General features: G+C 71.2%; 24 protein-coding genes. 6 read left to right on the top strand and 18 right to left on the bottom strand.

Annotated elements, in window-relative coordinates:
• Positions 1-74: 74 nt before the first annotated feature.
• Positions 75-908: a helix-turn-helix transcriptional regulator gene (locus N4P33_RS04325; RefSeq protein WP_260824839.1), complete on the top strand. Its 834-nt coding sequence runs from the start codon at positions 75-77 to the stop codon at positions 906-908.
• A complete protein-coding gene (locus N4P33_RS04320) occupies positions 890-1,090 on the top strand; it encodes a DUF397 domain-containing protein (protein WP_260824838.1) in 201 nt (66 codons plus the stop codon). Before N4P33_RS04325 ends, N4P33_RS04320 begins: the two co-directional genes overlap by 19 nt.
• Here the strand turns inward: N4P33_RS04320 and N4P33_RS04315 are convergent, their stop codons facing one another.
• Genes N4P33_RS04315 through N4P33_RS04305 form a run of 3 tightly spaced genes read right to left on the bottom strand, consistent with a single transcriptional unit; the run spans position 1,091 to position 3,710 of the window.
• Entirely contained in the window at positions 1,091-1,840 is a 750-nt protein-coding gene (locus tag N4P33_RS04315; RefSeq protein WP_260824837.1) for an ABC transporter ATP-binding protein, read from the bottom strand.
• A complete protein-coding gene (locus N4P33_RS04310) occupies positions 1,837-2,424 on the bottom strand; it encodes a hypothetical protein (RefSeq protein WP_260824836.1) in 588 nt (195 codons plus the stop codon). The genes N4P33_RS04315 and N4P33_RS04310 overlap by 4 nt, the downstream gene beginning before the upstream one ends.
• Positions 2,425-2,426: 2 nt before the next feature.
• On the bottom strand, positions 2,427-3,710 hold the full coding sequence (locus tag N4P33_RS04305; protein ID WP_260824834.1) for a magnesium transporter: 1,284 nt from the start codon (positions 3,708-3,710) through the stop codon (positions 2,427-2,429).
• 222 nt (positions 3,711-3,932) lie between these two features.
• Between N4P33_RS04305 and N4P33_RS04300 the strand changes: the two genes are divergently transcribed.
• Positions 3,933-4,139, top strand: coding sequence for a hypothetical protein (locus N4P33_RS04300; RefSeq protein WP_260824833.1), 207 nt, complete (start codon positions 3,933-3,935; stop codon positions 4,137-4,139).
• Here the strand turns inward: N4P33_RS04300 and N4P33_RS04295 are convergent.
• From N4P33_RS04295 to N4P33_RS04285, 3 genes are all read right to left on the bottom strand, one after another.
• Positions 4,094-4,300: a hypothetical protein gene (locus N4P33_RS04295; RefSeq protein WP_260824832.1), complete on the bottom strand. Its 207-nt coding sequence runs from the start codon at positions 4,298-4,300 to the stop codon at positions 4,094-4,096. The two genes, N4P33_RS04300 and N4P33_RS04295, sit on opposite strands and share 46 nt — an antisense overlap.
• 15 nt (positions 4,301-4,315) lie before the next feature.
• Positions 4,316-4,903: a transcriptional regulator gene (locus tag N4P33_RS04290; RefSeq protein WP_260824831.1), complete on the bottom strand. Its 588-nt coding sequence runs from the start codon at positions 4,901-4,903 to the stop codon at positions 4,316-4,318.
• 82 nt (positions 4,904-4,985) lie between these two features.
• Positions 4,986-6,152, bottom strand: coding sequence for an abortive phage infection protein (locus N4P33_RS04285; protein WP_260824830.1), 1,167 nt, complete (start codon positions 6,150-6,152; stop codon positions 4,986-4,988).
• A gap of 223 nt (positions 6,153-6,375) precedes the next feature.
• On the opposite strand from N4P33_RS04285, the gene N4P33_RS04280 reads away from it, so the two are divergent.
• The gene (locus N4P33_RS04280; RefSeq protein ID WP_260824829.1) at positions 6,376-6,639 is read left to right on the top strand and encodes a hypothetical protein; all 264 of its coding nucleotides are present in this window, start codon (positions 6,376-6,378) and stop codon (positions 6,637-6,639) included.
• Here the strand turns inward: N4P33_RS04280 and N4P33_RS04275 are convergent.
• The 10 genes from N4P33_RS04275 to N4P33_RS04230 form a co-directional block, all read right to left on the bottom strand.
• Positions 6,636-7,808 (bottom strand): exo-alpha-sialidase, encoded by a 1,173-nt coding sequence (locus N4P33_RS04275; protein ID WP_260824828.1) that lies wholly within the window; start codon positions 7,806-7,808, stop codon positions 6,636-6,638. The genes N4P33_RS04280 and N4P33_RS04275 overlap by 4 nt on opposite strands.
• Positions 7,809-7,886: 78 nt before the next feature.
• Positions 7,887-8,549 (bottom strand): response regulator transcription factor, encoded by a 663-nt coding sequence (locus N4P33_RS04270; RefSeq protein ID WP_260824827.1) that lies wholly within the window; start codon positions 8,547-8,549, stop codon positions 7,887-7,889.
• Entirely contained in the window at positions 8,546-9,829 is a 1,284-nt protein-coding gene (locus N4P33_RS04265; protein WP_399028486.1) for a sensor histidine kinase, read from the bottom strand. The genes N4P33_RS04270 and N4P33_RS04265 overlap by 4 nt, the downstream gene beginning before the upstream one ends.
• A gap of 82 nt (positions 9,830-9,911) precedes the next feature.
• Positions 9,912-11,999 carry an MMPL family transporter gene (locus N4P33_RS04260; RefSeq protein ID WP_260824826.1) on the bottom strand — a complete coding sequence of 696 codons (2,088 nt, stop codon included), beginning with the start codon at positions 11,997-11,999 and terminating at the stop codon, positions 9,912-9,914.
• Between the two features lie 157 nt (positions 12,000-12,156).
• Entirely contained in the window at positions 12,157-13,452 is a 1,296-nt protein-coding gene (locus N4P33_RS04255; protein WP_260824825.1) for a hypothetical protein, read from the bottom strand.
• A 95-nt stretch (positions 13,453-13,547) separates the two neighbouring features.
• The gene (locus N4P33_RS04250; protein WP_260824824.1) at positions 13,548-14,543 is read right to left on the bottom strand and encodes an SCO2521 family protein; all 996 of its coding nucleotides are present in this window, start codon (positions 14,541-14,543) and stop codon (positions 13,548-13,550) included.
• A 1-nt stretch (position 14,544) separates the two neighbouring features.
• Complete coding sequence (locus tag N4P33_RS04245; protein ID WP_260824823.1) at positions 14,545-15,501, bottom strand: SCO2522 family protein; 957 nt, start codon at positions 15,499-15,501, stop codon at positions 14,545-14,547.
• On the bottom strand, positions 15,498-16,415 hold the full coding sequence (locus tag N4P33_RS04240) for an SCO2523 family variant P-loop protein (protein ID WP_260824822.1): 918 nt from the start codon (positions 16,413-16,415) through the stop codon (positions 15,498-15,500). Before N4P33_RS04240 ends, N4P33_RS04245 begins: the two co-directional genes overlap by 4 nt.
• Before the next feature lie 2 nt (positions 16,416-16,417).
• A complete protein-coding gene (locus N4P33_RS04235) occupies positions 16,418-18,262 on the bottom strand; it encodes an SCO2524 family protein (protein ID WP_260824821.1) in 1,845 nt (614 codons plus the stop codon).
• Positions 18,263-18,319: 57 nt separating this feature from the next.
• A complete protein-coding gene (locus tag N4P33_RS04230) occupies positions 18,320-19,090 on the bottom strand; it encodes an SCO2525 family SAM-dependent methyltransferase (RefSeq protein ID WP_260824820.1) in 771 nt (256 codons plus the stop codon).
• A 283-nt stretch (positions 19,091-19,373) separates the two neighbouring features.
• Here N4P33_RS04230 and N4P33_RS04225 point away from each other — a divergent pair, with 283 nt between their 5' ends.
• On the top strand, positions 19,374-19,916 hold the full coding sequence (locus N4P33_RS04225; protein WP_260824819.1) for an N-acetyltransferase: 543 nt from the start codon (positions 19,374-19,376) through the stop codon (positions 19,914-19,916).
• An 11-nt stretch (positions 19,917-19,927) separates the two neighbouring features.
• On the opposite strand, the gene N4P33_RS04220 is transcribed toward N4P33_RS04225, so the two are convergent.
• Both N4P33_RS04220 and leuA read right to left on the bottom strand, forming a co-directional pair.
• The gene (locus N4P33_RS04220) at positions 19,928-20,623 is read right to left on the bottom strand and encodes a TerB family tellurite resistance protein (RefSeq protein WP_260824818.1); all 696 of its coding nucleotides are present in this window, start codon (positions 20,621-20,623) and stop codon (positions 19,928-19,930) included.
• A gap of 227 nt (positions 20,624-20,850) precedes the next feature.
• Positions 20,851-22,572: a 2-isopropylmalate synthase gene (gene leuA, locus N4P33_RS04215; RefSeq protein WP_260824816.1), complete on the bottom strand. Its 1,722-nt coding sequence runs from the start codon at positions 22,570-22,572 to the stop codon at positions 20,851-20,853.
• A gap of 360 nt (positions 22,573-22,932) precedes the next feature.
• Between leuA and N4P33_RS04210 the strand changes: the two genes are divergently transcribed.
• Entirely contained in the window at positions 22,933-23,982 is a 1,050-nt protein-coding gene (locus N4P33_RS04210; protein ID WP_260824815.1) for a M4 family metallopeptidase, read from the top strand.
• Positions 23,983-23,998 lie beyond the last annotated feature (16 nt).

Here is a 23,998-nt window from a genome sequence, read left to right as displayed (position 1 = left end):
CGGTGCGGCTCCGCCCCTACACTCGGAAGAGTTTTGCGCACTACAACTACCGTGCTGCACAAAGGGGTTGATCAATGGCCAACGGTTCGCGCCAGGCGGCGTGGGAGTTCTTCGGCGCGGAGCTCAAGCGCCGGCGGGAGGAGGCCGGGCTGACGCAGGTGGAGCTGGGTGCGCGGGTGTTCGTGTCGGGCGGCTATATCGGCCAGTTCGAACAGGCCATTCGCAAACCGCAATTGGACGTGGCCCAGCGGATCGACGAGATCCTGCAAACCGACGGTATTTTCGAGCGGCTGTGCAGGAAGCTGATTGACGATCGGCGGTATGCGGATTACTTCGCGAGGGCGGCCGAGCTGGAAGCGCTGGCGACGAGTATCTCCGAGTTCGCGCCCACGCTGGTGCCGGGACTTCTCCAGACCCCGGAGTACGCACGCTCGGTCACGCTCGCCATGAATCCGCTCGCTCCGGACGAATACATCGAGGAGAAGGTGTCCGGCAGGATCGAGCGAGCCCGGATCCTCAAGGACGCGACCCGCCCGAAGTACTGGGTGATCCTCCACGAGAACGTGCTCCGCGTTCCGGTCGGCGGGCACGCGGTGATGGCTGAGCAGCTCGAGCACGTGGCGGCGGTCGCACGTGCGCGCACGGCGGTGGTTCAGGTACTGCCGACCGTGGCGGGGGCGTACGCGCTCATGAACGGGATGGTGGTGCTCATGGAGTTCGACGACGCGCCGCCAACTGCCTATACAGAAGCCGTGTATTCGGGGAACCTGCTCGACGATCCTGCCGTGGTGAAGCGAACACACGCGGCATACGATCTGCTCAGGGCCGCCGCGCTGTCCCCTGAGGCGTCCCTGGCCCTGATCGAATCGGCCACGAAGGACCACAGACGATGCGCGAGTACGACCTGAGCAACGCCCGTTGGCGCAAGAGCACGTACAGCGACGGCAACGGAGGCAGCTGCGTGGAAGTCGCCTCCGAACTGCCCGGCGTCGTACCCGTCCGGGACAGCAAGGTGGACGGCGGTCCAGTGATCGTCGTCGGGTCGGCGGCCTGGACGGAGTTCATACGTACCGTTGGGGCGCGCACCTGATCAGGGGGTGCCGTCGAGCCCCATGAGAACGGAGTACGCGGACTCGGCCTGGCGGCCCGGCGCTGCGTCGGGGCGTGCGTGGTCCAGGAAGCTCTGGGTTCCACCGTGGTGGAGAATGCGGCCACGGTCCATGAGGGAGACGGTGTCCGCCTCGTCGGCGAGGTCGGCGATGTCGTGGGTGGACATCAGCACCGGGATCCGCGCGGCGACCTTCCGCACCACGTCCCGGAACACCGTGCGCTGGTGGGGATCGAGGCCGGCCGTGGGCTCGTCGAGGAGGATGACGCGGGCGTCGTGGGCGAGCGCGCAGGCGATGCCGACACGGCGGAGTTGGCCCCCGGAGAGCTTGGCCGTCTTCTGGCCGCTCTGCTCCGCGAGGCCCACCTGGTCGAGGACGGTTCCCGCGCGTTGCCACGCGCTGGTGCGGTTCTCGCCCTTCAGCCAGGCGACGTAGGCCACGTACTCGCGGGCGGTGAGCTGCCGTGACGTCGGCACCCGCTGGGGCAGCCAGGCCACGTGGCGGCGGTATTCACGGCTGGCGGAGCTGAGGGACGAGTCGGCGAGAAGGACGCGCCCGGCGAGAGGACTCACCGTCCCGGCCAGGAGGGACAGCATGGTCGACTTGCCCGCTCCGTTGGGGCCGAGCAGGATCGTCAGCCCGCCGTCCGGCACTTCGTAGCTGAAGTCGGAGAGAACGGGGCGGTCCCAGCGGCGGTAGCGGAAGGTGACGCGGTGGAGCAGCAGAGTCATCGGTCGGTCCTCGGTGCGAAGCAGATGAGAGAGACAAGCCCGGTCAGGAAGACGGCGGCGGCGCCGAGGGCGGCATGGGGGACGTGGGACTCCTCGGTGACGATCACCCAGGGGTAGGGGTCGTCGCGGGTCCGGCCGCCGAGGAACATGGCCTGGATCATCCAGAAGACGGAGAGCAACGGCGCACGGTGTCCCATCAAGGGCCAGGCGCCCAGGGCGAGTCCACAGAACAGCAGGTTGTTCCGGGCGGCCGTCAGCGCGGCCGCCGAGCCCAGGAGGGCCAGGGCCGCGGCCGACGCTGTGGCGAGCAGCGCGCAGCCGGACACCAGCGTGACGTCCCTGGCGTCGAGTCGGCGGACGGCGGAGCGTTCCACCGGGGACATGCGCCTCTCGAGGCAGGCGATCAGGCAGACGCTCGGGATGAGGGACACGAAGTTGCTGAGCTCCGTAACCGTCGCGTAGTGCCCGATGAACGCGGGGAGGACGAGGGTCACACCGCCGGTCACGCCGACGCCCAGGACGAAGGCGAGCAGTGCGCCGGGCAGCAGTCCGAGAGCTCCCCGCTGACGCAGCCACCAGATCATGTTCAGCGACCTGCCTGGCAGGCGGACCGGAGCTGCTGCGCATACCAGGCCTTCTGTTCCTGCGGAGGCAGCTTGCTCACTCGGGCTGTCTCGGTCAGGAGCTGATCCCTGGTCTGGCCCTGGCTGAACTCTTGGGTCTCCCGGGAGAGCCACGCCAGGTAGTCGTCCTCTACGCCGATCGTCTGGGCCACCCAGAGGGTGTTGAAGTGCAGGATGTCCCAGTCCGGCTTCTCGCAGGGCATGCCGACGACGGAGATGGCGATGTTCTCCCGGAGAACCTGGTCCGCGTCGCCCGGGCCGAGGGCGAGTGTCCAGTCCCGTCCGGTCGTGTCGATCTGGGGAACGTCCGCCACGGCGCTGTCGGTGATACGCCGGGGTTCCTGGGCGATAATGCCCCGTGCCTTCAAGCGGCCCGTCATCTCCGCGAGCCTGGCCCGGACTTCGCCGAGGTGATCGGATCCGGCCTCCGGCAGACACAGCGTGGGCTTGTTCCCCGAACAGGTCACAGGGGCCAGTCCCTTGGAGGTCGGGGGAACCGACCGCCAGTCCATGGTGATGCCGTAGGCGCCGAGCAGGCCGCCGACGGCGACGACGAGTGCCAGGGCGACCGAGCGGACATGGATGCGGCGGGGGCCCGCCAGTGCGACGCAGGCAATGGCCAGACCGGCCGTGGGAAGAATCGCGGCTGCCGTCATGGCCGGCGAGTACGCCTCGCCGAATCCCACCCAGCCGATCGACCCGGTGACATGGTGCGCCCAGAAGCGGTCCGTACCGAGCGGAAAGCTGATGCCGGTGAAGACCGCCACCGCCACAAGGGGCGCGGAGTACAGCGCGTGAAGCCTGTACCCGATGACGAATCCGATGACGGCGTGGGCGGTGAGCAGGACCACCACGATGCCCATGAGCTGCAGCGCGTACAGATCAGGGAAGACGCCGACCACCCACAGCCCGCCTGCCATGACACCGGCGGTCAGCACCGAAAGCGACCCGACCGTGATCAGGATGGGCTGCACTGCAATACGCCAGGTGGGCTTGGCGCTGCCCAACTCCCATGTGCCCAGCGCCTTGAGCCGGGTCGCCTCCACAGCACTCAGCCCGGCCGCGGCCGCAGCAGCCATGGGGAACGGCGCGTGCACCGCGTACGACGCCGCCTGCGCCGCCCAGGGCAGATCTACGAGGTGCTCGATACGCCGGGTGCTGGTCAGAAAGACATAGCAGAAGAAGACCCCGACAAAGGGAATGGCGAGCACGGCGGGGTGCGTACGGAGTGACGTGGAGATTCGCATGAGCCGCGCGACTGTATCAGCGATCACCCGGAAGCCAGGAGTGGCGTTACCTCATCGAGCCCTCGACGCCCGTCCTCCCTCCCCGCACCGCTCTGGACCGACGTGAGATCTCCGCGGGTCAGTCGTTCGTTCAGCCCGTACTCGCTGTACGAGCGGGCGGGGCAGGTTCTGGTTCATTCCCGTGGCGAACCTCTGGATGCCGTACCGCATCGCCGCCGACATGTGGGGTGCCGCCTCGACCAGGCCGACTCACCGCTCGAACTGCGCAACGCCGTGGGGCTGTACATCGTCGTCGACCTGCTGTTCGCCGTCGCCGCCGCTGCCGCAGCACACTTCGCCGTACGGCTGACCTCCATGCACGCTCGGAAGCTGGCCGAGGGTCCCTACACCACCCTGGCCACCACGACCGACCGAGTCGGCACCTTCTGATCCTTGGTGGCCAGGCGCAGGCCCAGTTCCACGAGGGTCCAGCCGAGGCGGGTGCGGAGGTGGGTGCGAGGGTGCTGCCTGGCGAGTCGGTGTGACTCGGCGCCCGTACGGAGTTCGGCCGCGCGGAGGTGGTGCAGGGCGAGGTGGGTCTCGGGATGCATCGCTCGGGCTGCCTCTCAGTCCGTGTGGATGGGCATGACGTGGGAGTGGAGGCGTACCTGCTCGGCGCCCGGGGTGCCCTCGGCGGGGGCCTGGACGCGATAGGTCTCCACCAGGTCGTGCATCTTCTCGATGAGCTCGCGGGCCAGTTCCGGCGTGAGGCTGAGCGTCCAGTCGCTCATGTCCCACGTGCGCTGCCACTCCTCGGACCAGTCGTCGCGGGTGCCGAGCCAGGTGGCCAGCTCCCGGGTGTGCTGGTTGGCCACCTCGTGCATGAACAGGTCGGCGGCGCCGCGCACTTCGGGGTCACGGTCCTCGAAGAGCTTGCCGTCGAAGCGGACGCCCAGATGGGCCGCCTTCCACCACCGTTCGCGCCCCTTCCCGTGCTCCGGCGCGTCCTCCACGAAGCCGTGGGCGGCGAGCTGACGCAGGTGGTAGCTGGTGGCACCGCTGGACTCGCCCAGTTTCGCGGCGAGTTGGGAGGCCGTCGCCGGACCGCCCCGGCGGAGGGCGTTGAGCAGTTGCATGCGCAGGGGGTGGGCGAGGCCCCGCAGCGAGCGGGCGTCGAGGCTGCGGACCTCCTGCGGGTCCTGGGACTCCTTCATGACCCCGAGACTACTCATCCAAAGAACCCGTTGCAACGCTTTCTTTGCAACGGGTTCTTTGGATGTCGGAGAGCGGTTGTCCTTACGCCCTCCCCGCCGCCCTCTCGTACCTCCGTGCCAGTGCGTGGAACGCCTGCTTCGGCTCCCAGTGCCAGTCCGAGGACGGGTCGTCCGGGTCGTCCTTGAGGGTCTTGGTGATGGCGTACGTCGCCATGTCCAGGTCGTGGCGCGGGTCGTCCGGGCGGTGCGGGGCGTCGGCGGCGATGAACTCGAAGGCCATCACCGCGTACAGGCCCATCGACTCGAAGACGTCCAGCAGGTCCGTCACGTACTCGGCCTGCACGCGCTCGCTGCGGACCAGGTCGCCCTTGATCTCCGGGGGCTCCTTGTCGTGGTCCACCACGTCCCAGGCCATGCCGCCCGCCTTCGGCGCGCCCACGTACGCGCAGGTGCCGAACTCCGTGATGGCGAGGGGCTTGCCCCAGCGCAGGTAGCGGCGCAGCTCGCGGACGTAGTCCTGGGGGCGGGGGTGGTACGAGTAGTAGTCGATGCCGATGACGTCGAAGAGGGTCCAGTCGACCCGGTCGTCCTGCGCGGCGGCATAGCTGAGTCGGCCCCCGAAGACCGAGCGGCCGACCGCCGCCGCCCTCGCGGTGAAACGGTCCAGGCAGCGCAGCGCCGACTCCCAGTCCACCGTGCCGTTCTGGATGTTCTCGATGCGCTCCACCGCCGTCTCCCCCGGGATGATCCCCGGCACGAACAGCCAGAACTCGCAGCCCACGCTCAGCTCCACGCTCGCCCCCTGCCTGCGCAGCCGCTCCGCGAACCGGCCTGTCTCCGCGAGGTGTTCGAGGATGTCCCGCTGCGGTACGTCACCGAGGGTCGGCTGGAGCCAGACGTGCAGCCCCCGTTCGGCGGCTTCGGCGGCGGTCGCGGTGAGGCGCTCCACCCCGTCGCCGGTGACGTCGAGCGTGTCGGCGTGCAGTTCGTCGCGGATGGCACGGACGTCGGCACGCATCCGGCGCGCGCTCCACGCGGTGCCCGGTGTCTCACCCGCCCCGACCGTGTAGACGACGCCGTGGCGACGCAGACCGCCCGGACGGTTCCCCGGATCCGTCGCCGTCGCCGGCACCGCTTGCGCCCGGCCCGCCGTCCCCACCGCCCCCGCGACTCCCACCGCCGCCGCCCCCGCCAGGAAGCGTGCCCTGCTGATCCCTGCCCCGCGCTGTGTGTTCCCCGTGTTCTCCATACGCCCACCGTGGCCGACCCCGCCCCCGTTCCGCTGTCGGCCATCGGTCTACGGCACGGCGCCGAAGGTAGCCACCCACCGCCTGCTCCCACTCCGCTCGTCGGACCGGACGATGAACTGTCGATGGCTCCTTTGGCGTGACGTTTCGCCCCCGCCGCAACCGGCCGCCCCCTCCCCGCCCTCCTCTCCTGCACAACCGACACCCCTGGGTGAGGAGACCGCCATGACCGCCACCACTTTCGAGTACCGCGACGGCGACTACCTGCTGCCCCCGCCGAACCCGGCCGAGCGGATGGACCTCGACGCCGATCTCGACGTCCACCTCGGCATCGACCCGCGCGACCGCCGCCGTCTGGAGCTGCACGCCGCCCTGACCGCCGCCGGCATCCCACCCCGGCCCGAGGACCGCGAGGCCATCGACAGCCTCAGCGCGCTGCCCGGCAGCATCAACACCACGATCCAGCGCTGGCTGCATCACACCCTCTAGAGCGGCAGCCTGCGGAACTCGATCGTCTCGTACGGTTCGGCCGCCCCCGTCTCGTACAGGATCCCGGCCGTCCGGCCATCGGCGTCCAGCGGCACCAGGTCCGAGTACGCCGCCCGCTGCCCGCTGAGCGTCACCTCCTTGTGGAAGGTCACCCCTTCGTCCCTGCTGCTCCAGACCGCCATCGCCTCGCGGGAGGTGGGGACGGAGGGTGCGGAGAAGAGCAACGGGGCCCGCAGACCGCGCAGTTGGAGCACGCTGCCCTGCACGACCGGCGCCTCGTCCAGGCTCGGTTGCGGAGCCAGGGGACTCACCAGTGATTCCCCGCCGTCCGCCGAGTGGGCGTCCAGGCGGTGCCCCGGGTCCGTGCCCTGCTGGTCGCGGGCGTTGAAGTAGACGCGGCCGTCGGGGAGTTGGGCCGCCGTCGACTCGTTGGCGTTCACGCGGCCGTCGTACACGGCGTCGATGTAGCCCAGGCGCCAGGTGTGGCCGCCGTCGTCGCTCAGCAGGGCGTGGGCGCCGTAGTAGCGGGGTTCGCGGCCGGTGTCCCCGGAGCCGGGGGGTGGGGCGGCGGAGTGGTTCGCGGGGACGACGAGGCGGCCGGCGTGCGGGCCCCGGGTGAGGGCCAGGGCGTGGCCGGGGCCCGTGGCGTACCAGCGCCAGCCGTCCGGCTTGACCCGGTCGGTGATCTCGCGCGGCGGGGTGAAGCTGCGCCCGTCGTCCCCGCTGTGCTGGACGAACACCCTGCGGCCCCGCTCCGGCGGGACCTCGCCCCGCATGATCTGCGCCTCCGTCACATCACCGGCGTTGGAGCAGGTGACCAGGACGATCCTGCCCGTACGCGGGTCGACCACCGGGGCCGGGTTGCCGCGCGTGTCGCCGTTCCCGGCGGCGACGACGGTCAGCGGGCCCCAGGTGCAGCCGCCGTCGGTGGAGCGGCGCACGACGACGTCGATGTCGCCGGTGTCGCCCACCCCGTCCCGTCTGCCCTCGGCGAAGGCGAGGATCGTGCCGCGGATGGTGCGGACCGTCGCCGGGATGCGGTACGCGGTGTAGCCGCCCTGCCCGGAGACGTACGGGACGGAGGAGGTGCACTTCGGCTCGGGGTGGTGCGGGGCGGTGAGCGGGGTCAGCAGGGCGGCGGCGGTGAGGACGAGGGCGTGCAGGGGCATGGGCTCGGAGTCCCTTCGGGGAGGCCGACGGGGTGACGCACGGGCGGCGGACGGGGAGGCCGACAGGGTGGCCGACGCTCACAGCGTCCCCGGTGCCACCAGCCCCGACTCGTACGCCACGATCACCAGCTGGGCCCGGTCGCGGGCGCCGAGCTTGCCCATCATGCGGCTCACATGGGTCTTCGCGGTGAGCGGGCTCAGCCCCAACGTTTCGGCGATCTCGGTGTTGTTGAGCCCGCGCGCGACCAGCGTGAGCACCTCGCGCTCCCGGCCGGACAGGCACTCGGGACCGGCGGTCACCTCAAGCGCCGGGCTGCGCAGGAACCGCTCGATCAGCCGTGCCGTGGGCCCCGGTGAGAGCAGCGCGTCCCCGGCGGCGACCGTGCGGATGGCGTCGAGGAGCTCGGCGGGCCGCGTGTCCTTGACCAGGAACCCGGAGGCGCCGGCGCGCAGCGCGTCCACGATGTTCTCGTCGGTGTCGTAGGTGGTCAGGACGAGGACCTTCACCCCGGCGAGGTCGTCGTCGGCGGCGATGAGGCGGGTGGCCTCGATGCCGTCGAGGTCGGGCATGCGGATGTCCATGACGACGAGGTCGGCGCGGCGGGCGCGGGCCAGGTCGGCGGCTTCGCGGCCGGTGGCGGCCTGCCCGACCACCTCCATGTCGGGGGCCGACTCGACGAGCATCGCGAACGCCTCCCGCACGAGGGTCTGGTCGTCGGCGAGCAGCACACGAATGGTCATCGGGTCCCTCGGGCTTGGGTTCGGTCGGTGGTCGACAGGGGCAGCACGGCGGTCACCCGGAAGCCGCCTTGCTCACCCGGCCCGGCATCGAGGGTGCCGCCCACGCTGCGGGCGCGCTCGCGCATGCCGACCAGGCCGAAGCCGGGGGTGCCGCCGGGGTCGGGTCCGGTGCCGTCGTCGGTGACGGACACGTGCAGGGCGCCGTCCTGTTCGTGCAGGGTGACCTGGACGGACGGCTCGGGGCCCGCGTGCCGGACGGCGTTGGTCAGGGCCTCCTGCACGATGCGGTAGGCGGCGGCGCCGACGGCGGGCGGGACCGGGCCGAGCCGTACGGTCTGCTCGACGCGGGCACCGGCGAGGCGCGCGGCCTCCACCAGGTCGGACACGCCGTCCAGGGCGGGCAGCGGGTCGCGGCCGTCGCTGGGGGTGCCGGCCTCGCGGAGCACCTCCAGGGTCGTCCGCAGTTCGCCGCGGGCGGTGCGGCAGGTCTCGGCGATGTCGTCGAGGGCCTTGGCGACCGTCTGCCGGTCGAGCCGCTCGGGGTCGGCGGCCAGCACGTGTGCGGCGACGGAGGTCTGCACACCGATGAGGGTGATGCTGTGGGCGAGCAGGTCGTGCAGGTCGCGGGCGATGCGCAGGCGCTCCTCGGCGACCCGGCGGCGCGCCTCCTCCTCCCGGGTGCGCTCGGCGCGTTCGGCGCGTTCGACGATCGCGGCGACGTACTGGCGGTAGAAGCGGACGTCGATGCCGACGAAGATGACGACGACCACCCAGCCGGAGATCCGCAGCAGCTCCACGGCCTGGTGGGTGTTGACGACGACCATGACGGTCAGCGGGACGGCGAGCACGATGCCGCCCGTCAGCAGCGCCCGCAGGGGACGGCTGGTGACGGCGACGGTGTAGAGCGCGACGTACGCGGCCGGGGTCGGGGCGGCGTGGTTGAAGTCCAGGGCGTGGTACGGGCCGATCAGTGCGACGACGGCGGCCAGCACGAGCATCGGCCGGCGGCGCCGCCACACCAGCGGGATCTGGGCGGCGAGCAGCAGGGTCCAGCCGAGCGCGTCGGGGCGGCGCCCCTCGTCGGTGAGCAGGGCGACGACGATCGCGTGGGTGGTGGTGAGCAGGGCGAGGACGGCGTCGTTGCGCAGGGCGTGCGGGGCGGTCAGGGGGTCGCGGTTGATCGCGGCCATGATCCGCTCGCCGATGCGGGGGCGCGGGGGTGGGGGCCCCGGTGCGGGGGCCGCGGTCGTCGTTTCCTGCACGGGGGTCACGGGGTCCATCCTCCGGGAGGAGGGCGCCCCTCCGGGAGGGAGGGGCGCCCTTTGGTGCGATCAGCCGGTCCTGGTGCGAGTACGCCGGTCGCTACACCGGTTCCGGCTGCCGTTCCTGCCCTTCCGGCCGTACCGGACGCGGGGCGCGGGAGAGGCGGCCCGGCCACCACATGCGGCGGCGCAGCAGCACGCTCGCCGTGGTCACCAGGTAGGTGCGCACCAGGAACGTGTCGAGCAGGACGCCGACGGCGATGACGAAGCCGAGTTCGACCAGCGGGACCAGCGGCAGGGTGGTGAGCACCGCGAAGGTCGCGGCAAGGACGATGCCCGCGGAGGCGATGACCCCGCCGGTGGTGCGCAGCGCGGTGAGCGCGGCGGCCTCGGGTTCGGCGCCGTTCAGGGACTCCTCGCGCATGCGGTGCATCAGGAAGATGCCGTAGTCGACGCCGAGGGCGACGAGGAAGACGAAGGACAGCAGGCCGAGTCCGGGGTCGGTGCCCTGGAATCCGAGCAATGGCTCGAAGACCAGCCCGCCGATGCCGAGGGCCGCGCCCCACACCGCGACGACCGCGGCGAGCAGCAGCAGCGGGGCGACGAGGCTGCGCAGCAGGGCGACGAGGATGACGAACACGGCGGCGAGCACCAGCGGCACGATCACCTTGCGGTCACGGGCCTCGCTGTCGGCGAGGTCGAGCCGCTGGGCGCTGGGCCCGCCCACGTGGGCGCCGTCGTCGTGGAGCGCGTCACGCAGGGCCTCGATGGTCCTCGTCTCTCCCGGCGACTCCGGGGCGGCGGTGGGGAAGACGGAGATCTCGGTCCACTCGCCGCCGCTGCGTCCGGCGGTCGCGTCGGCGACCCCGGCGGTGGTGCGGGCCTGGGCGAGCACGGTGCCGGCGCGGTCGGCGGGGGCCATCACCGTGACGGGGCTGCTGCTGCGCTCGGGGTACGCCTCGGCGAGCGTGCTCATCGCGGTGATGGACTCGGGCCGGCCGGTGAAGAAGTCCTCCTGTTTGAGATCGCCGTCGAGGTTCAGGGTGCCGAGCGCGAGCGCGCCGAGAAGGAGGGCACCGCCGGTGAGGACGGCGGCGGGACGGCGGGCGGCCGACGTACCCATGGCGGCGAACAGGGACCGCCGGGCCTTCGGCTCGCTGCCGAACGCGGGGATGAGCGGCCAGAACACGCGCCGTCCGAGCAGCACGAGCACGGCGGGCAGCAGCGTCGTCATGGCGACCAGGGCGGCGAGGACGCCGACCATGCCGACCGGGCCCATGCCGCTGCTGGAGTTGAGGTCGGCGGCGAGCAGGCAGAGCAGTCCGGCGGCCACCGTGCCGGAGGAGGCGAGGATCGCCGGTCCGCAGCCGCGCAGGGCGGTGCGCATGGCGTCGTACGGCCGCTCGTGGCGGCGCAGTTCCTCCCGGTAGCGGGAGACGAGGAGCAGAGCGTAGTCGGTGCCCGCGCCGAGCACGAGGACGGTCATGATGCCGCCGCTCTGCCCGGTGATGGTGACGTCGAACAGCTCGTGCAGCCCGTACGCGGCCGCCATCGACAGGGCCGCGGCGACACCCGCGACGGCGAGCGGCACCACCCACAGGAACGGGCTGCGGTAGATCAGCACGAGCAGCACGGTGACGACCCCGAGGGTGGCCAGCAGCAGGGTGCCGTCGATGGTCTCGAACACCTTGCCCATGTCGGTGTTGAGGGCGCCCGCCCCGCCGACCTCGACGCTCAGCCCACCATCGCCCTCGGCGATCTCGCGCACCCCGTCGACGAAGGCGTTACGGGCCTCCTCGTCCTGGCCGGGCTCGGTGCTGGAGACCGGGTACATCAGGGTGCTGCCGTCCTCGGACGGGATGCCGCGCGGCTGGTCCGTCAGCTCGTAGGCGCCCTCGACCTCGGCGATCTGCTCCCCGGCCGTCCGCTTGTCCTCGGCGGTCAGCCCGCCGTCCCGGTGGTAGACGAGCACCAGGTCGGTGGCCTCACCGCCGGGCAGCTGGTCCTGGATGCGGGCGACCTGGGTGGAGTCGGCGCTGTCGGGCAGATAGTCGACGGCACGGTTCTGCTGTACGTCGCTGAACTTGCTGGCGAGCGGCCCGAGCACCACGAGCGCGGCCAGCCACAGGCCGACCACCACCCAGGGCACGGCACGCCGCCTCGGCGAAAGTGTCCTTGCGGCCCCCATGAGACGGGCCTCCCTCCGGTTCGGGTGTCTGGAACGGTCTCCAGACTCCCGGCACCCGGAGGGCGTTTCGTCGGGCGTGGGGGCGAGGTTCGGGGTACTGCGACGGGCGGTGCGGCACGGTCGGTACTCCCGGGGGAGTACCGGCCTCGTACGCCGCTCAGCCCTGGTCGACCATCCAGGCGTCCTCCGCCTCGTTGTCGATCCGCACCTCCAGTTCGCGCACGCTCATGCTCGCCTCCCACAACTCCCGGAAGCGCCTGACCCGGTCCTGGACGTGATCGGGGCGCGCGATGAGCCGGGTGCGGATGTTGACGTCGCGCAGGTCCTGCTCGATCTCGTAGGAGACCTCCTCGTCGTAGACGATGAAGTCGTTGGTGGAGCCGCGCTGGAGGTGCGGCGGCAGTTCGGGCAGGACCGCGACGCGCACCTCGATGTCCAGCGCCTCCTGCTCGTCGCACAACCGCAGCAGCCGGTCGCCGAGTTCCCGGGCGCTCTCCAGCAGGAACAGCCGCCGCACGGGTACGTCGTGCTCCTCGATCGCCTCCTGCTGGGCCTTGAGGTAGCGCGTGGCGGGCTCGCTGTTCCAGAACTCGCGGTCGACGGAGGTGCTGGTGGCGCAGATGGACCGGGTGGCGGCACGGGTGAGGGCGAGCATCCAGTCGTGGTTCTCGCCGGGGCACTCGACGCTGAGGTTGGTGAGTTCCACCAGGGCGCCGACCACCCGTGTCATCTCCAGGCGGACGAAGGTGTGGAGGATCGGCGGCTCTGGGGCGAGGGCCTCCGCGAAGCTCGTGGCCAGCTCGGGCACGCTGTCGATGCGGGCCCGGTCCAGCGCCGGGTAGGGCGCGGGACGGCGGTCGGGCGGCCGCAGCCCGTCCCGCACGAGGGCGGCGGTCTCGGCCAGTACGCCTTCCATCTCCCGCAGCCGGTCCTGCGTACGCCGGTCGTGCTCTTCGGCCCGGCGAGCCTGCTCCTCGATCCGGCGGGCCTGCTCCTGCGCCTGCTGGGCGAGCTCGTCCGTGCGCCGGGCGTGTTCCTCCGCCTGCCGGGCCAGCTCGCGGGTCTGCCGGGTCTGTTCCTCTACGCGACGGGCCTGCTCCTCGCCCTGCCGGATCAACTCGTCCGTGTGCCGGGCATGCTCCACCGACTGCTGGACCAACTCCCTTGCAAATGCGCCATGTTCGTCCACCCGCCGGGTCAGCTCCTCCGCCCTGTGAGCCTCCTCCTGCCGGCGTCGGTCCACTCCCAGGACGTACGGGACGGCCACCGCGGCGGCGGCGCAGAGGGCGGCCGCGGCGAGGTGCCGGCCTGTGCCGTCCTCCGGGCTCAGCAGCGCGGCGACGCCCCAGGCGACGAGGCCCAGGAGGGCACCGCCGAGGAGTCTGCGGGGCCAGGGCGGACCGTCGGCCGGCACGTGCGGGATACCGGGCTGGGGTGATGGTGCCGTGCTCATCTCGCTTCTCCCCCCGTTGGGATGCGTGTCGGATCGGGGTGCGTGCGGGGATGTGCGTGGGCTTGCCGGAGCCTGCCAAGGCTGGACGCGTCCGGTCAGGGAGCCGGTTCCACCTCACGGTACCGGGCCTGGATCGCGTGCAGGGTGAGCTGGTCGCGGATGCGCTGCACCAGGGTCCGCCACTGCCGGGTGAAGCCGGGCTGTTCCTCCAACGGGTCCCACAGCGCGGCCAGTTCCTTCGTCACCCGGGCGCGGGGCATCCACAGGTGCAGCAGATGGTCGACGGCCGGGCGCAGCCGCTCGATCGTCGGCCGGCCGCCGAGGCGCAGGCCGTCCAGGACGCGCACCACGGTGGTGAGCAGCCAGTCGTGCAGGGCGAGGTCGGCGCAGAGTCCGGCGAGGTCGGCGCCGGGCGTTCCCTCGGGCACTCTCAGGCGTACGGTGCGCAGCTCGTCCTCGGCGACGGTGAACCGCTCGATCGCCGGAGGCCCGTCTCCGTCCGTGGGCAGGGCGACCCAACGCAGGCGGGTGGGCCGGGACTTGAGGGGCGGCCGGTGGTCGAGCAGGGGACTGCGCAGCAGCCGGGTGAGCAGCTGGACGGCGATCAGCCCGAGGTCGAGGTCGCCGTGCCGCCCGCCGTCGAGGATGCCTTGGGCCACCGCCTCGTGCGGGAGTTTCCCGAGCGGCTCGACCACGGCGGGCCGGACCAGGTAGTGGCCCCAGGGCTGGCGGTGATCGGGGCCGGCGGCGGGGATGCCGCAGTGGGCGGAGGTCTGCAGGACGCGTCCCTCGGTGAGCACGGCCCGTGCGGCGACGGTGCCGACGGCACGGGTGCGGGCGCCGTTGGCGCTGGGCAGCGGGCAGTCGACGCCGGTGAGGGTGTCGGGGGAACGGGCGTGGAGGTTGGGGCGTTCGGACAGCAGGACGCGTTCGTCGGCGCGCAGGGCGAGGAGCTGGGCGGCGGCCCCGCTGTCGAGCGCCTGGAGGCTGGGCAGCAGGCAGGTGCGGATCTCGCCGCAGACGAGCACGACAGGCGGCGCGCAGCCCTGCTCCCGGGACGCGGACGTGGACGCGGACTCCCCCGCCCCCATCTCAGGTCCCCTCGTAGAACACGTACGAAATCCGTTCGGCCACCGGGTCGGGGAGCGTCACGCTCTCCCCCTGGGCCCGCTCGGCGACCTGGCGCAGCGCCTCCTGGTCCACCTCGGTCTGGTCGAGGACGACACGGACGGCGTGCTCGACGGGGAGGAAGCGGTTGGGCAGCACCGAGCAGGTGCGATACGCGGTGAACGCGGCGGCCTTGGGGGCGAGTTGGACGACCGGCGGCAGGTCGTCCCAGTCGTCGGGCAGGCCGGTGTGCGGTTCGGGGACGAGGACGGGTTCGCCCTCGGCGCGCAGCAGCCCCAGCCGGGCGAGCTGCCAGACCGCGGCGAGGAAGGGGCAGGACCAGGTGCGCTGCCCGTCGGTGTCGTTCCACAGTTCGACGTCGAGGAAGACGGAGTGACGGCGGGCCGCGGTCTCCCGGGGCGGCTGCCAGGCGGCGGTCCGCTGCATCGCCTGCGGGGCGCGGGCGACGGTGCCGCGTTCGCCGTTGGCGAGCCAGCCGGTCTCGGCGGCCGGTGGGCGCAGTCCGTGGCTGCCGGGCGGGGGTTCCTCGACGAGCCGGCCGGCCACCGCCTGCGCGACGGGCACCTTCCCGGCGACGGCGCAGCCGGACTCGCGGGCCAGGTAGTCGATGCTCAGCCCGGCCCGCTCGGCCTCCTCCCGCAGCAGGGGGACGAGTTCGGCGGGGCTGGAGAAGCGGGTGAAGTAGTCGTCGACGAGGAAGCAGGTGCTGATGCGGGGCCGCCCTCCCGGGGTGCGGGCGGTGACGGCGGCGCGGGCGGCGTCCGCCCAGGGGCGCACGCTCGCGAAGTGCTCCCGCAGCCGGTCGGACCCGGCCTCGAAGTCCTCCATGTAGAGGTGGCCCAGCTCCAGCGAGAGATGGGCCAGCGGCACCGCGCGGGTGCGGGGTTCGGCGGTGGTCTCGCTGAACACGGCGTCCGTCATGGCCGGCCCCAGCAGGAGTCGTCGGTCAGGCTCCGGGCGATCTCCTCCAGTGCTTCCAGCGTCTCCTTGTTGGCGATCTGCGTGGCGAGCACGTCCTCCTCGGTGATCAGCTGCTCGCGCCACTGCAGGATGGGCTCCAGCGGTACGACGCCGAGCACCACGCTGTCGCCGATGCCGTGGTCGGCGGCGAGCCGGCGCAGCGCCTCGTCGCAGGCCTGCATCCAGGCGGCCTGGGCGGGCGTGCCGTGCGACCACAGCGGGGACTCGGGGTCGGGGACGGCGGCCCGGACGAAGCGGATGGCGCCCTCCAGCGCCTCCTTGTCGTGTCCGCGGTCGACGCCGCCCTTGATGATGCCGTGGTCCTTGTGGACGAGTCCGGCGGCGGCGATGACGTGCTGCCGGGTCCAGCGGTGGAAGACCAGCCAGCGGAACGGGACATGACGCATCCGGGGGTGCGCGGTCGCCTTGAGGGCCATGTCCACGGCGTAGCTGCGGCCGGCGCTGAGGTCCACCATGATCAGGTCGTACTCGCCGTTCAGCCGCAGCAGCAGGTCGACGCAGCGTTCGAGGGCGTGCTCGTCGGTGACGAACTCGCCGCCGCCCGCGTCGCCGGGGAACAGCACCAGGCGCCCGGACTGGTTGGGCCGGGACCGCAGCAGGGGGTGCTCGGTCTGCCGCCACACGTCGATGCGGGCGGGCTCGGTGATCGCGCCCTCCAGATAGGAGTGCAGGCCCTGTTCCTCGGTGCCGCGCATCGCGCCGGGCACGTCGAAGACGGCGGCGGCGGTGGGCGAGCCGAAGTCGAAGTCCACGTACGCCACATGGTCTCCGGCCAGGGCCCGCTGGTAGGCCAGGTTGGCGCTGGTCACCGAGCGGCCCGTGCCTCCCTTGTCGGAGGCGGCGAAGACGAGCACGGCTACACCTCCTGCGCGGCGGCGCTCCGGGCCTGGGCCAGGGTGTCGAGTTCCCGCAGCACGGGCAGGGCGAGGGCGAACGCGGTGGCGGGCCGGTCGTCGACGAGGCTGCGGGCGTGGTCCAGACGGCTCTCTATGCTGCGCATGGCCCGGCCCCGGCTGCCGTCGGCGGTGACGGACCCCTCCAGCTGTTCCCTGCCGAACAGATGCGTGGCCTCACTGAGCAACTGCCGTGCCAGCTGGGCGATCTCGGGACTGCGGATGGGCTGCTGCTCGTAGAGGTTGCGGGCGGCGACCAGGCATTCGGTGACGCGCTCGGTGATGCTCCAGGACAGGCGGGGTGCGACATCGCGCGCTTCCGGGTAGACGGCCCGTACGTCGTCCCAGAGGCCGGTGCCCTCGCCGTCCTCGATCCTCCGGTTCCACAGGTGCTCGAACGCCTGCTCCGCCAGCCGCAGCAGCCGGTCCTGGGCGCCGATGTTCCGGGAGAGCTCGGCGAGTTGCACGGTCCGCTTGAGCAGCTGCGCGGAGAAGTCGGTCATCCGCCACTGCAGGGTGCCGCCGGAGCGTTCCGACCCGGCGAGCGGCATGGTGACGCCCGGGCTGTGCAGCCGTACGGCGGGATCGTCCCTGGTCATCCGGCTGGTGACGCGGCCCCGGTCGGCGAGGCGTTCCATGATGGCGACGGTCCGGGTGAGGTCGTCGTCGGTGGCCTTCCGGCGGACCAGGTCGTGGACGAGGATGGCGGCGACGGTGAGGGAGAAGTACTCCGACTCCAGTTGCAGTCCGGTGGTCTGCCAGGGCAGGTCCTCCAGCGGCCAGCGTTCGCTGCCGAAGCGGGCGATGGCGGACCAGTACTGCTGGCTGAGTTCCCAGCGCAGCCGTAACGCCTCGGCGAGTTTCTGCTGGTCGGCGTCCAGCAGGCCGAGGGTCAGGGTGCGTTCGGAGAAAAGGTCCTGGATGCCGTCGAGGGCGACGACGGTGAAGTACACGTACGGCAGCCGGTCGGCGATGCCGTCGCTCTGCCCGGGGACCTTGACGCTCAGGTCGGTGATCTTCGGCGCGTCCTTGACGACGCCCCAGGCCCAGCCGCACTCGAAGAGCTGGCTCTCGTCGCGGATGCTCTCGTCGACCTGGATGCCGCGCTGGAGGCTCTCGATGATGGTGGCGCGCAGCGGGCGGAAGCGGCGGGAGAACTGCTGGAGCACGGTCCGGTCGGGCTGTCTGTCCTGCCCGATGACCTGGATGAGGCGGCGGCCCTGCTCCGACTCGGCGTCGAAGACGTTGACGGTGAAGGAGCGCAGCAGGCTGATCATGGCGGCGGTGAGCCGCAGGTTGGTGGCCTCGCGCAGTTCCCCGATGGACTTGCGCACCTCGGGGCGGGTGGTGCTGGTCTCGTAGACCTTGAGGAAGCCGAGGGTCGCCAGGCACAGCGTGACGGACATGGAGTAGGAGTCGACCACGCCCAACCGGTGCTGTTCCGGGGTGAGTTCGTCCTCCGGGTCGGCGGGTTTGAAGTAGTGCCCGCCGGAGAAGACGGGGCTGCCGTCCGGACCGGTGTGGGTGCGCATGAACTGGGTGAGGGCGGTGATCAGGTTGGGCGGGATCTCCAGCCGGCTGCCGACGCGTTCCAGTGCGCGCAGCACGTCCCGTTCGGTGGTGTCGGGCTGGTCGAGGCGGAACGCGGGCACCTCGGTGGCGGGGTACAGCAGGCACAGCAGCCGCTCGGCGTCGGCGACACTGCTCAGCCCGTCGGTCTCGCCCCAGATCAGCTTCCCGTCATGGAACGAGTGACCGGCCGTGGCCTGCCAGATGTCCAGCAGATGCTGCCGTGGCTTGATCTGCATCCCCGCACCCCTCACACAGATCTCGTTGGCGCCCGTGCTTCAGCATGGTCCCCGTTCCTACGGGGCGGCAATCGCCGAATTGCGCCGCCCGAGCGCCAGGAGCATTCCCTCGTGCCCCTTGCGGACCACGTGGCGCAGATCGTGGATCTCCAGCTCGCCGGTGAAGGGCTCCAGGTTCTCCCACACCTGCTTCTCGTCCACCCGGTACGCGGGGTAGCGGTGGGCGCCGACCTGGTAGCCGCGCGACTCCTTCATGAACGCGACGGCGAACGGGGCGCCGGGGTTGAGCGCCTCCAGGAAGCAGCGCACGCCCTTCCTGAACTCCTCGGGGCACTCGGACATGGAGTCGGCGACGAAGAACATCGTGCCGATGTCCCACCGCCGCTGTCCGTCGAGGGACAGCAGGTCGGCGCGCTCCACCCGGACGACGTCGCCGAAGGTGCTTCGCGGGTCGGTGTCCTGGTAGGCGGGGTGCTCGCGCAGGACCTCCCAGAACGCGTCCCACTCCTTGTCGTAGCCCCCGGGGGCCAGCTGCCGTTCCAGGTACTCGATGTTCGGCAGCGCGTATTCCAGCAGGACGATCTTCTCGCACCAGGGCAGCATCGCCAGGGCCGGATACAGGTTCGCGCCGGCGCCGACGTCGACTCCGCGCACCGAGGGGGGCAGGCCGGCGGCGTAGCAGCGGGCGAAGTGGTCTCGCATCAGCCGCACGATCAGCAGGTCGACCTCGAGCGGCGTGCGGTAGTTGAGGTCGACATACGCCTCGGGATCGAATTTCGACCACGGTGCGTCGGCGTTGCGATCCATGATCACCCTGCCACGTTCCATTTCGCTGGCGGACAAAACCGTGCCCTGTGCACGCGTCACGTGGACGTCGGCAGTTGTACGAGTAGCCCCGGCGCGCGCAGCGTAACCAGGATCCGGCCGACCGGGTGCACAGCGGGCGCACGTCGGCAAACCGTCGGCACACAGTTGAACTCACCCTTGCACACGGTCAGTTGGACGCTCACTGTAGCCATTGGGAGCGCCGGTGACCACATGGACGATCCACCCGTTGGAAGTACCGGGCCGGCTCCCGTCCCTTGACGCACCGGTCCCGACTGGGGGTGGCATGACCGCCGAACCACTGGAGCGCGCCCAAACCCTGCACACCCGACCGCGAGCAGCGGCCTCCTTCCCGGACCCACGGCCACTGGAGCTGCGCCCGGTACGGGAGTCCGACCTGCCGGAGCTGCGCCGGCTGGACCAGGAGGTCTTCCAGCAGGTCGCCTACCCCCCGTTCCTGCTGCGGCAGCTCTACGACCTGTACGCCGAGCACTTCCTCGTGCTGGACGACGGCGCGGGCCGGCTGCGGGGCTACGTCCTGGCCGCGACGACCGCCTACAGCCGGGCCGGCTGGATCCTCGGCCTGTGCGTGACCGAGGAACGCCGCCGGCGCGGTCTGGGCACGGAACTGATGCTGGCGGCCCTCGACCGCCTGCACGGCTGCGGGACCGAACAGGTCCGGCTGACGGTGGAACCCGGCAACCACGCCGCGATCCTGCTCTACCGGTCACTGGGCTTCGTCCCCGAGCAGCCCCACGGCGGCCTGCGCCCCGACTACTTCGGCCCGGGCGAGGACCGTCAGGTGATGCGTCTGGACCTGCGCAGGTGATCCGTACAGGGTCAGGACGGTGTGCGGGCCGCGGTCAGCAGGCGGTGCACATCGTCGGCGCAGATGGTCAGCGCCGCGCCCACGGTGGCCAGCGTGTCCCGCTCGGCGGGGGTGTACGGGCCGTCGGCGAGGGCGATACGGGCGCCCTGGAGCAGGATCGACTCACGCCCGGGAGCGGCGAGATGCGGGGCGAGCGGATCCAGTGCCTCGTGGAGTTCGATGGCGAGACCGGCCGCGCAGGGCTCCCCGGTGAACCGTCCGGTGTCGGCCGCCACCGCATCGACCAGCGCGGCCAGTTGCTCCTCCGTACAGTCCTCGAAGCCGGCCGCGCGCACCCCCGCCGCCGCCGTCTCCAGCGCGGCCCGCGAACAGGTGCCGCCCGCCGCCAGCACGGCGAGGGCGACGGTGTGCACGGCGTCGCGGAGCATCGCGGAGAAGCGGGTGGTCGTCGGGTGGTCCAGGACATCGGTGCCGAAGTGACGGCGGCAGGCCGCGCATTCGACGACGGGCCCGGTCTCCCCGCGCGGCAGCACGGGCACCCCGAGCAGGGCGAAACGCCGCTGCCCGGTCAGCCGCTGGTAGTTGCGGTCACCGCCGCAGCCGGGGCAGAAGAACTCCCCGTCGCCCACCGGTGTCCATGAGGTGCGGGTGCCCAGGAGCCGGGCAAGCCTGGCGGCACGGCCGTTCGGTCCCCGTCCTGGCAGCACGTCGCACCTCCATCAGCCACAGCATCGTCGCCGCGCTTGCGTGATGTTAGCCACATCCGCCACCCGGAGTCAGCCCTCAGGACGAGACCAATCCGTGACCTGCCCGGTGATTGGCTCATAAGCACCGGGCAGGCAGCACACCCTCAGGGGCGCGGGGAACTGCGCGACCAGCCACGACCCACCCGCAGCCGACACACAACCCCCCGCGGCACCCCAGTAGTCGCCCGCTACCGAGCAGCCCGATTAACGGCAGAGACAACCGCCTTCAGCGAGGCCCGCGTGGTGTTGGCGTCGATGCCGATACCCCACAGCACCTTGTCCCCGATGGCGCACTCGATGTAGGACGCGGCCTGCGCGGACGCACCCTCGCTCATCGTGTGCTCCTGGTAATCCAGCAGGCGCACGTCGATGTCGATGGACTGCAGCGCGTCGAAGAACGCCGAGATCGGACCGTTGCCGGTACCGGTCAGCACGGTGTCCTGGCCATCGACGGTGGCCTCCACCGTGAGCGTGTCCACCCCGTCCCGATCGGTCGTCGACTGACCGTTCCTGACCTGGATACGACCCCACGGGTTCTCGGGGTTCGGCAGGTACTCGTCCTGGAAGACCGCCCAGATGTCCTTCGGCGTGATCTCGCCGCCCTCGGCGTCCGTCTTCGCCTGGATGATCTTCGAGAACTCGATCTGCATCCGGCGCGGCAGGTCCAGCTTGTGGTCGTTCTTCAGGACGTAGGCGATACCGCCCTTGCCGGACTGCGAGTTGACGCGGATGACCGCCTCGTACGACCGCCCGACGTCCTTCGGGTCGATCGGCAGGTACGGCACGGCCCACTCGATGTCGTCGACGGTGACGCCCTTGGCGGCCGCCTCGGCCTCCATCGCGTCGAAGCCCTTCTTGATGGCGTCCTGGTGGGAGCCGGAGAAGGACGTGTAGACCAGGTCGCCCACGTACGGGTGGCGCGGGTGGACGTCCATCTGGTTGCAGTACTCCCACGTACGACGGATCTCGTCGATGTCGGAGAAGTCGATCTGCGGGTCGACGCCCTGGGAGAACAGGTTCATGCCCAGGGTGACCAGGTCGACGTTGCCGGTGCGCTCGCCCTGCCCGAACAGGCAGCCCTCGACGCGGTCGGCGCCGGCCATCAGCGCCAGCTCGGCGGCGGCGACGGCCGTACCGCGGTCGTTGTGCGGGTGGACGGACAGGCAGACGTACTCGCGGCGGGACAGGTTGCGGTGCATCCACTCGAAGCGGTCCGCGTGCGTGGAGGGGGTGGAGCGCTCGACGGTGGCGGGCAGGTTCAGGATGATCTCGCGGCCCGGACCGGGCTGGTAGACGTCCATCACCGCCTCGCAGACCTCCAGCGCGAAGTCCAGCTCGGTGTCGGTGAAGATCTCGGGGCTGTACTGGTAGCCGAACTCGGTCTCGTCGCCCAGCAGCTTCTCGGCGTACTCCATGACCAGGCGCGTGCCGTCGACGGCGATCTGCTTGATGTCGTCCTTGGAGCCGCGGAAGACGACCCGGCGGAAGACGGGCGCGGTGGCGTTGTACAGGTGCACGGTGGCGCGCTTGGCGCCCTTCAGCGATTCGACGGTCCGCTCGATCAGGTCCTCGCGGGCCTGGGTCAGGACGGAGATCGTCACGTCGTCCGGGATGGCGTCGGGCTCCTCGATGATCGACCGTACGAAGTCGAAGTCGGTCTGCCCGGAGGCCGGGAAGCCGACCTCGATCTCCTTGTAGCCCATCTTGACCAGCAGATCGAACATCGCGCGCTTGCGGGCGGGCGACATGGGGTCGATCAGGGCCTGGTTGCCGTCACGCAGGTCGGTGGAGAGCCAGCGGGGGGCGGTGGTGATCCGCTGGTCCGGCCAGGTGCGGTCGGGGATGTCGACCTGGTCGTAGCGGCCGTACTTGTGGATCGGCATGGGGCTGGGCTGCTGGCGGTTCGCCATGGTGGGTGGGCTCCTCAGGGGTCCGCGGGGTGTCCGGATGGACGGCCGACGGCGCAGCGCCGAACTCCGCGGGGAGGGGGTCGGCCTCGACTACAGGCCCTCGCCGCGGCAGCTAAGGAGAAGCAGCCCGAAACGCATGATGCGAAGCATGCTATCCGAGCCCTCCACAAACGCGGGCCTCTGTATCAGTATGCGGGACTGCAACGCGCCCTTCAGGGACGCGGGGAACTGCGCGACAAGCCACGACGCAGCCGCGGTCGATAACACAGCGCAACCACCCACGGCGCGAAGATCCCTACATTTCACCAATCAAGGTCGCACCTAGTGACACGAAGCTCACGCAGTGCAATCGTGCCGAGCATGACCGTGTTCTGCACCATCGTCCCGCCCCACGTCCTCGACAAACTCGCCCAGGCCGACGACCCCGCCCTCGCCGGCCCGGCCCGCCGCACCCTCCAGCGCGACGCCTACGAACGCACCCAGCGCCGCCTCACCACCGTCATCGGCGCCCCCACCGCCGCCCCGCTCGCCTCTGCCGAGCCCGGCAAGCCCCACCGCACGATCCACGACGCCCAGCACCGCACCGACCTGCCCGGCAAGAAGGTCCGCGGCGAGGGCGACGCACCCGGCAAGGACGCCACCGTCAACCGCGCCTACGCGGGCCTCGGCGCCACCTTCGAGCTGTTCCTCACGGCATACGCCCGCGACTCGATCGACGGCAACGGACTCCCGCTGAACGCGACCGTGCACTACGACCGCGACTACAACAACGCCTTCTGGAACGGCGAGCAGATGGTGTTCGGCGACGGGGACGGCGAGATCTTCCTGGACTTCACCATCCCCATCGACGTCATCGGCCACGAGCTCGCCCACGGCGTCACCCAGTACACGGCGAACCTCACCTACTTCGGCCAGCCCGGCGCGCTCAACGAGTCCGTGTCGGACGTCTTCGGCGCCCTGATCAAGCAGTACACGCTCGGCCAGACCGCCGCCGAGGCCGACTGGCTGATCGGCGCCGGCCTGCTCGCCCCGCGCGTCACGGGCAAGGCGCTGCGCTCCATGAAGGAGCCGGGCACGGCGTACGACGACGACGTCCTCGGCAAGGACCCGCAGCCCGCGACGATGGACGACTACGTTCGCACCGGCCGCGACAACGGCGGTGTGCACATCAACTCCGGCATCCCGAATCACGCCTTCTACCTCGCGGCGACCGCACTCGGCGGGCACGCCTGGGAGCGGGCCGGGCAGGTCTGGTACGACGTGCTGACCGGCGGCGAGCTGAAGCAGGACGCGCTGTTCACGGACTTCGCGACGCTCACGGTGAAGGCGGCCCGCGCCCGGTACGGGGACGGCGAGGAACTGGACGCGGTGAGCAAGGCGTGGGAACAGGTCGGGGTGCGGACGCTGTAGTTCCGTACTAGACACG

It is taken from the genome of Streptomyces sp. 15-116A (genome assembly GCF_025290915.1).
Lineage (GTDB): Bacteria > Actinomycetota > Actinomycetes > Streptomycetales > Streptomycetaceae > Streptomyces.
The sequence above is the reverse complement of the archived record's forward strand: the minus strand, read 5'-3'. Positions and strand labels throughout refer to the sequence as shown.

What these genes read in the sequence shown, in the direction of transcription:
- N4P33_RS04325 (WP_260824839.1), top strand. Translation starts at nt 75, where the DNA reads ATGGCCAACGGTTCGCGCCAGGCGGCGTGGGAGTTCTTCGGCGCGGAG.
- N4P33_RS04320 (WP_260824838.1), top strand. Translation starts at nt 890, where the DNA reads ATGCGCGAGTACGACCTGAGCAACGCCCGTTGGCGCAAGAGCACGTAC.
- N4P33_RS04315 (WP_260824837.1), bottom strand. Translation starts at nt 1,840, where the DNA reads ATGACTCTGCTGCTCCACCGCGTCACCTTCCGCTACCGCCGCTGGGAC.
- N4P33_RS04310 (WP_260824836.1), bottom strand. Translation starts at nt 2,424, where the DNA reads ATGATCTGGTGGCTGCGTCAGCGGGGAGCTCTCGGACTGCTGCCCGGC.
- N4P33_RS04305 (WP_260824834.1), bottom strand. Translation starts at nt 3,710, where the DNA reads ATGCGAATCTCCACGTCACTCCGTACGCACCCCGCCGTGCTCGCCATT.
- N4P33_RS04295 (WP_260824832.1), bottom strand. Translation starts at nt 4,300, where the DNA reads ATGCATCCCGAGACCCACCTCGCCCTGCACCACCTCCGCGCGGCCGAA.
- N4P33_RS04290 (WP_260824831.1), bottom strand. Translation starts at nt 4,903, where the DNA reads ATGAAGGAGTCCCAGGACCCGCAGGAGGTCCGCAGCCTCGACGCCCGC.
- N4P33_RS04285 (WP_260824830.1), bottom strand. Translation starts at nt 6,152, where the DNA reads ATGGAGAACACGGGGAACACACAGCGCGGGGCAGGGATCAGCAGGGCA.
- N4P33_RS04280 (WP_260824829.1), top strand. Translation starts at nt 6,376, where the DNA reads ATGACCGCCACCACTTTCGAGTACCGCGACGGCGACTACCTGCTGCCC.
- N4P33_RS04275 (WP_260824828.1), bottom strand. Translation starts at nt 7,808, where the DNA reads ATGCCCCTGCACGCCCTCGTCCTCACCGCCGCCGCCCTGCTGACCCCG.
- N4P33_RS04270 (WP_260824827.1), bottom strand. Translation starts at nt 8,549, where the DNA reads ATGACCATTCGTGTGCTGCTCGCCGACGACCAGACCCTCGTGCGGGAG.
- N4P33_RS04265 (WP_399028486.1), bottom strand. Translation starts at nt 9,829, where the DNA reads ATGGACCCCGTGACCCCCGTGCAGGAAACGACGACCGCGGCCCCCGCA.
- N4P33_RS04260 (WP_260824826.1), bottom strand. Translation starts at nt 11,999, where the DNA reads ATGGGGGCCGCAAGGACACTTTCGCCGAGGCGGCGTGCCGTGCCCTGG.
- N4P33_RS04255 (WP_260824825.1), bottom strand. Translation starts at nt 13,452, where the DNA reads ATGAGCACGGCACCATCACCCCAGCCCGGTATCCCGCACGTGCCGGCC.
- N4P33_RS04250 (WP_260824824.1), bottom strand. Translation starts at nt 14,543, where the DNA reads ATGGGGGCGGGGGAGTCCGCGTCCACGTCCGCGTCCCGGGAGCAGGGC.
- N4P33_RS04245 (WP_260824823.1), bottom strand. Translation starts at nt 15,501, where the DNA reads ATGACGGACGCCGTGTTCAGCGAGACCACCGCCGAACCCCGCACCCGC.
- N4P33_RS04235 (WP_260824821.1), bottom strand. Translation starts at nt 18,262, where the DNA reads ATGCAGATCAAGCCACGGCAGCATCTGCTGGACATCTGGCAGGCCACG.
- N4P33_RS04230 (WP_260824820.1), bottom strand. Translation starts at nt 19,090, where the DNA reads ATGGAACGTGGCAGGGTGATCATGGATCGCAACGCCGACGCACCGTGG.
- N4P33_RS04225 (WP_260824819.1), top strand. Translation starts at nt 19,374, where the DNA reads ATGACCGCCGAACCACTGGAGCGCGCCCAAACCCTGCACACCCGACCG.
- leuA (WP_260824816.1), bottom strand. Translation starts at nt 22,572, where the DNA reads ATGGCGAACCGCCAGCAGCCCAGCCCCATGCCGATCCACAAGTACGGC.
- N4P33_RS04210 (WP_260824815.1), top strand. Translation starts at nt 22,933, where the DNA reads ATGACCGTGTTCTGCACCATCGTCCCGCCCCACGTCCTCGACAAACTC.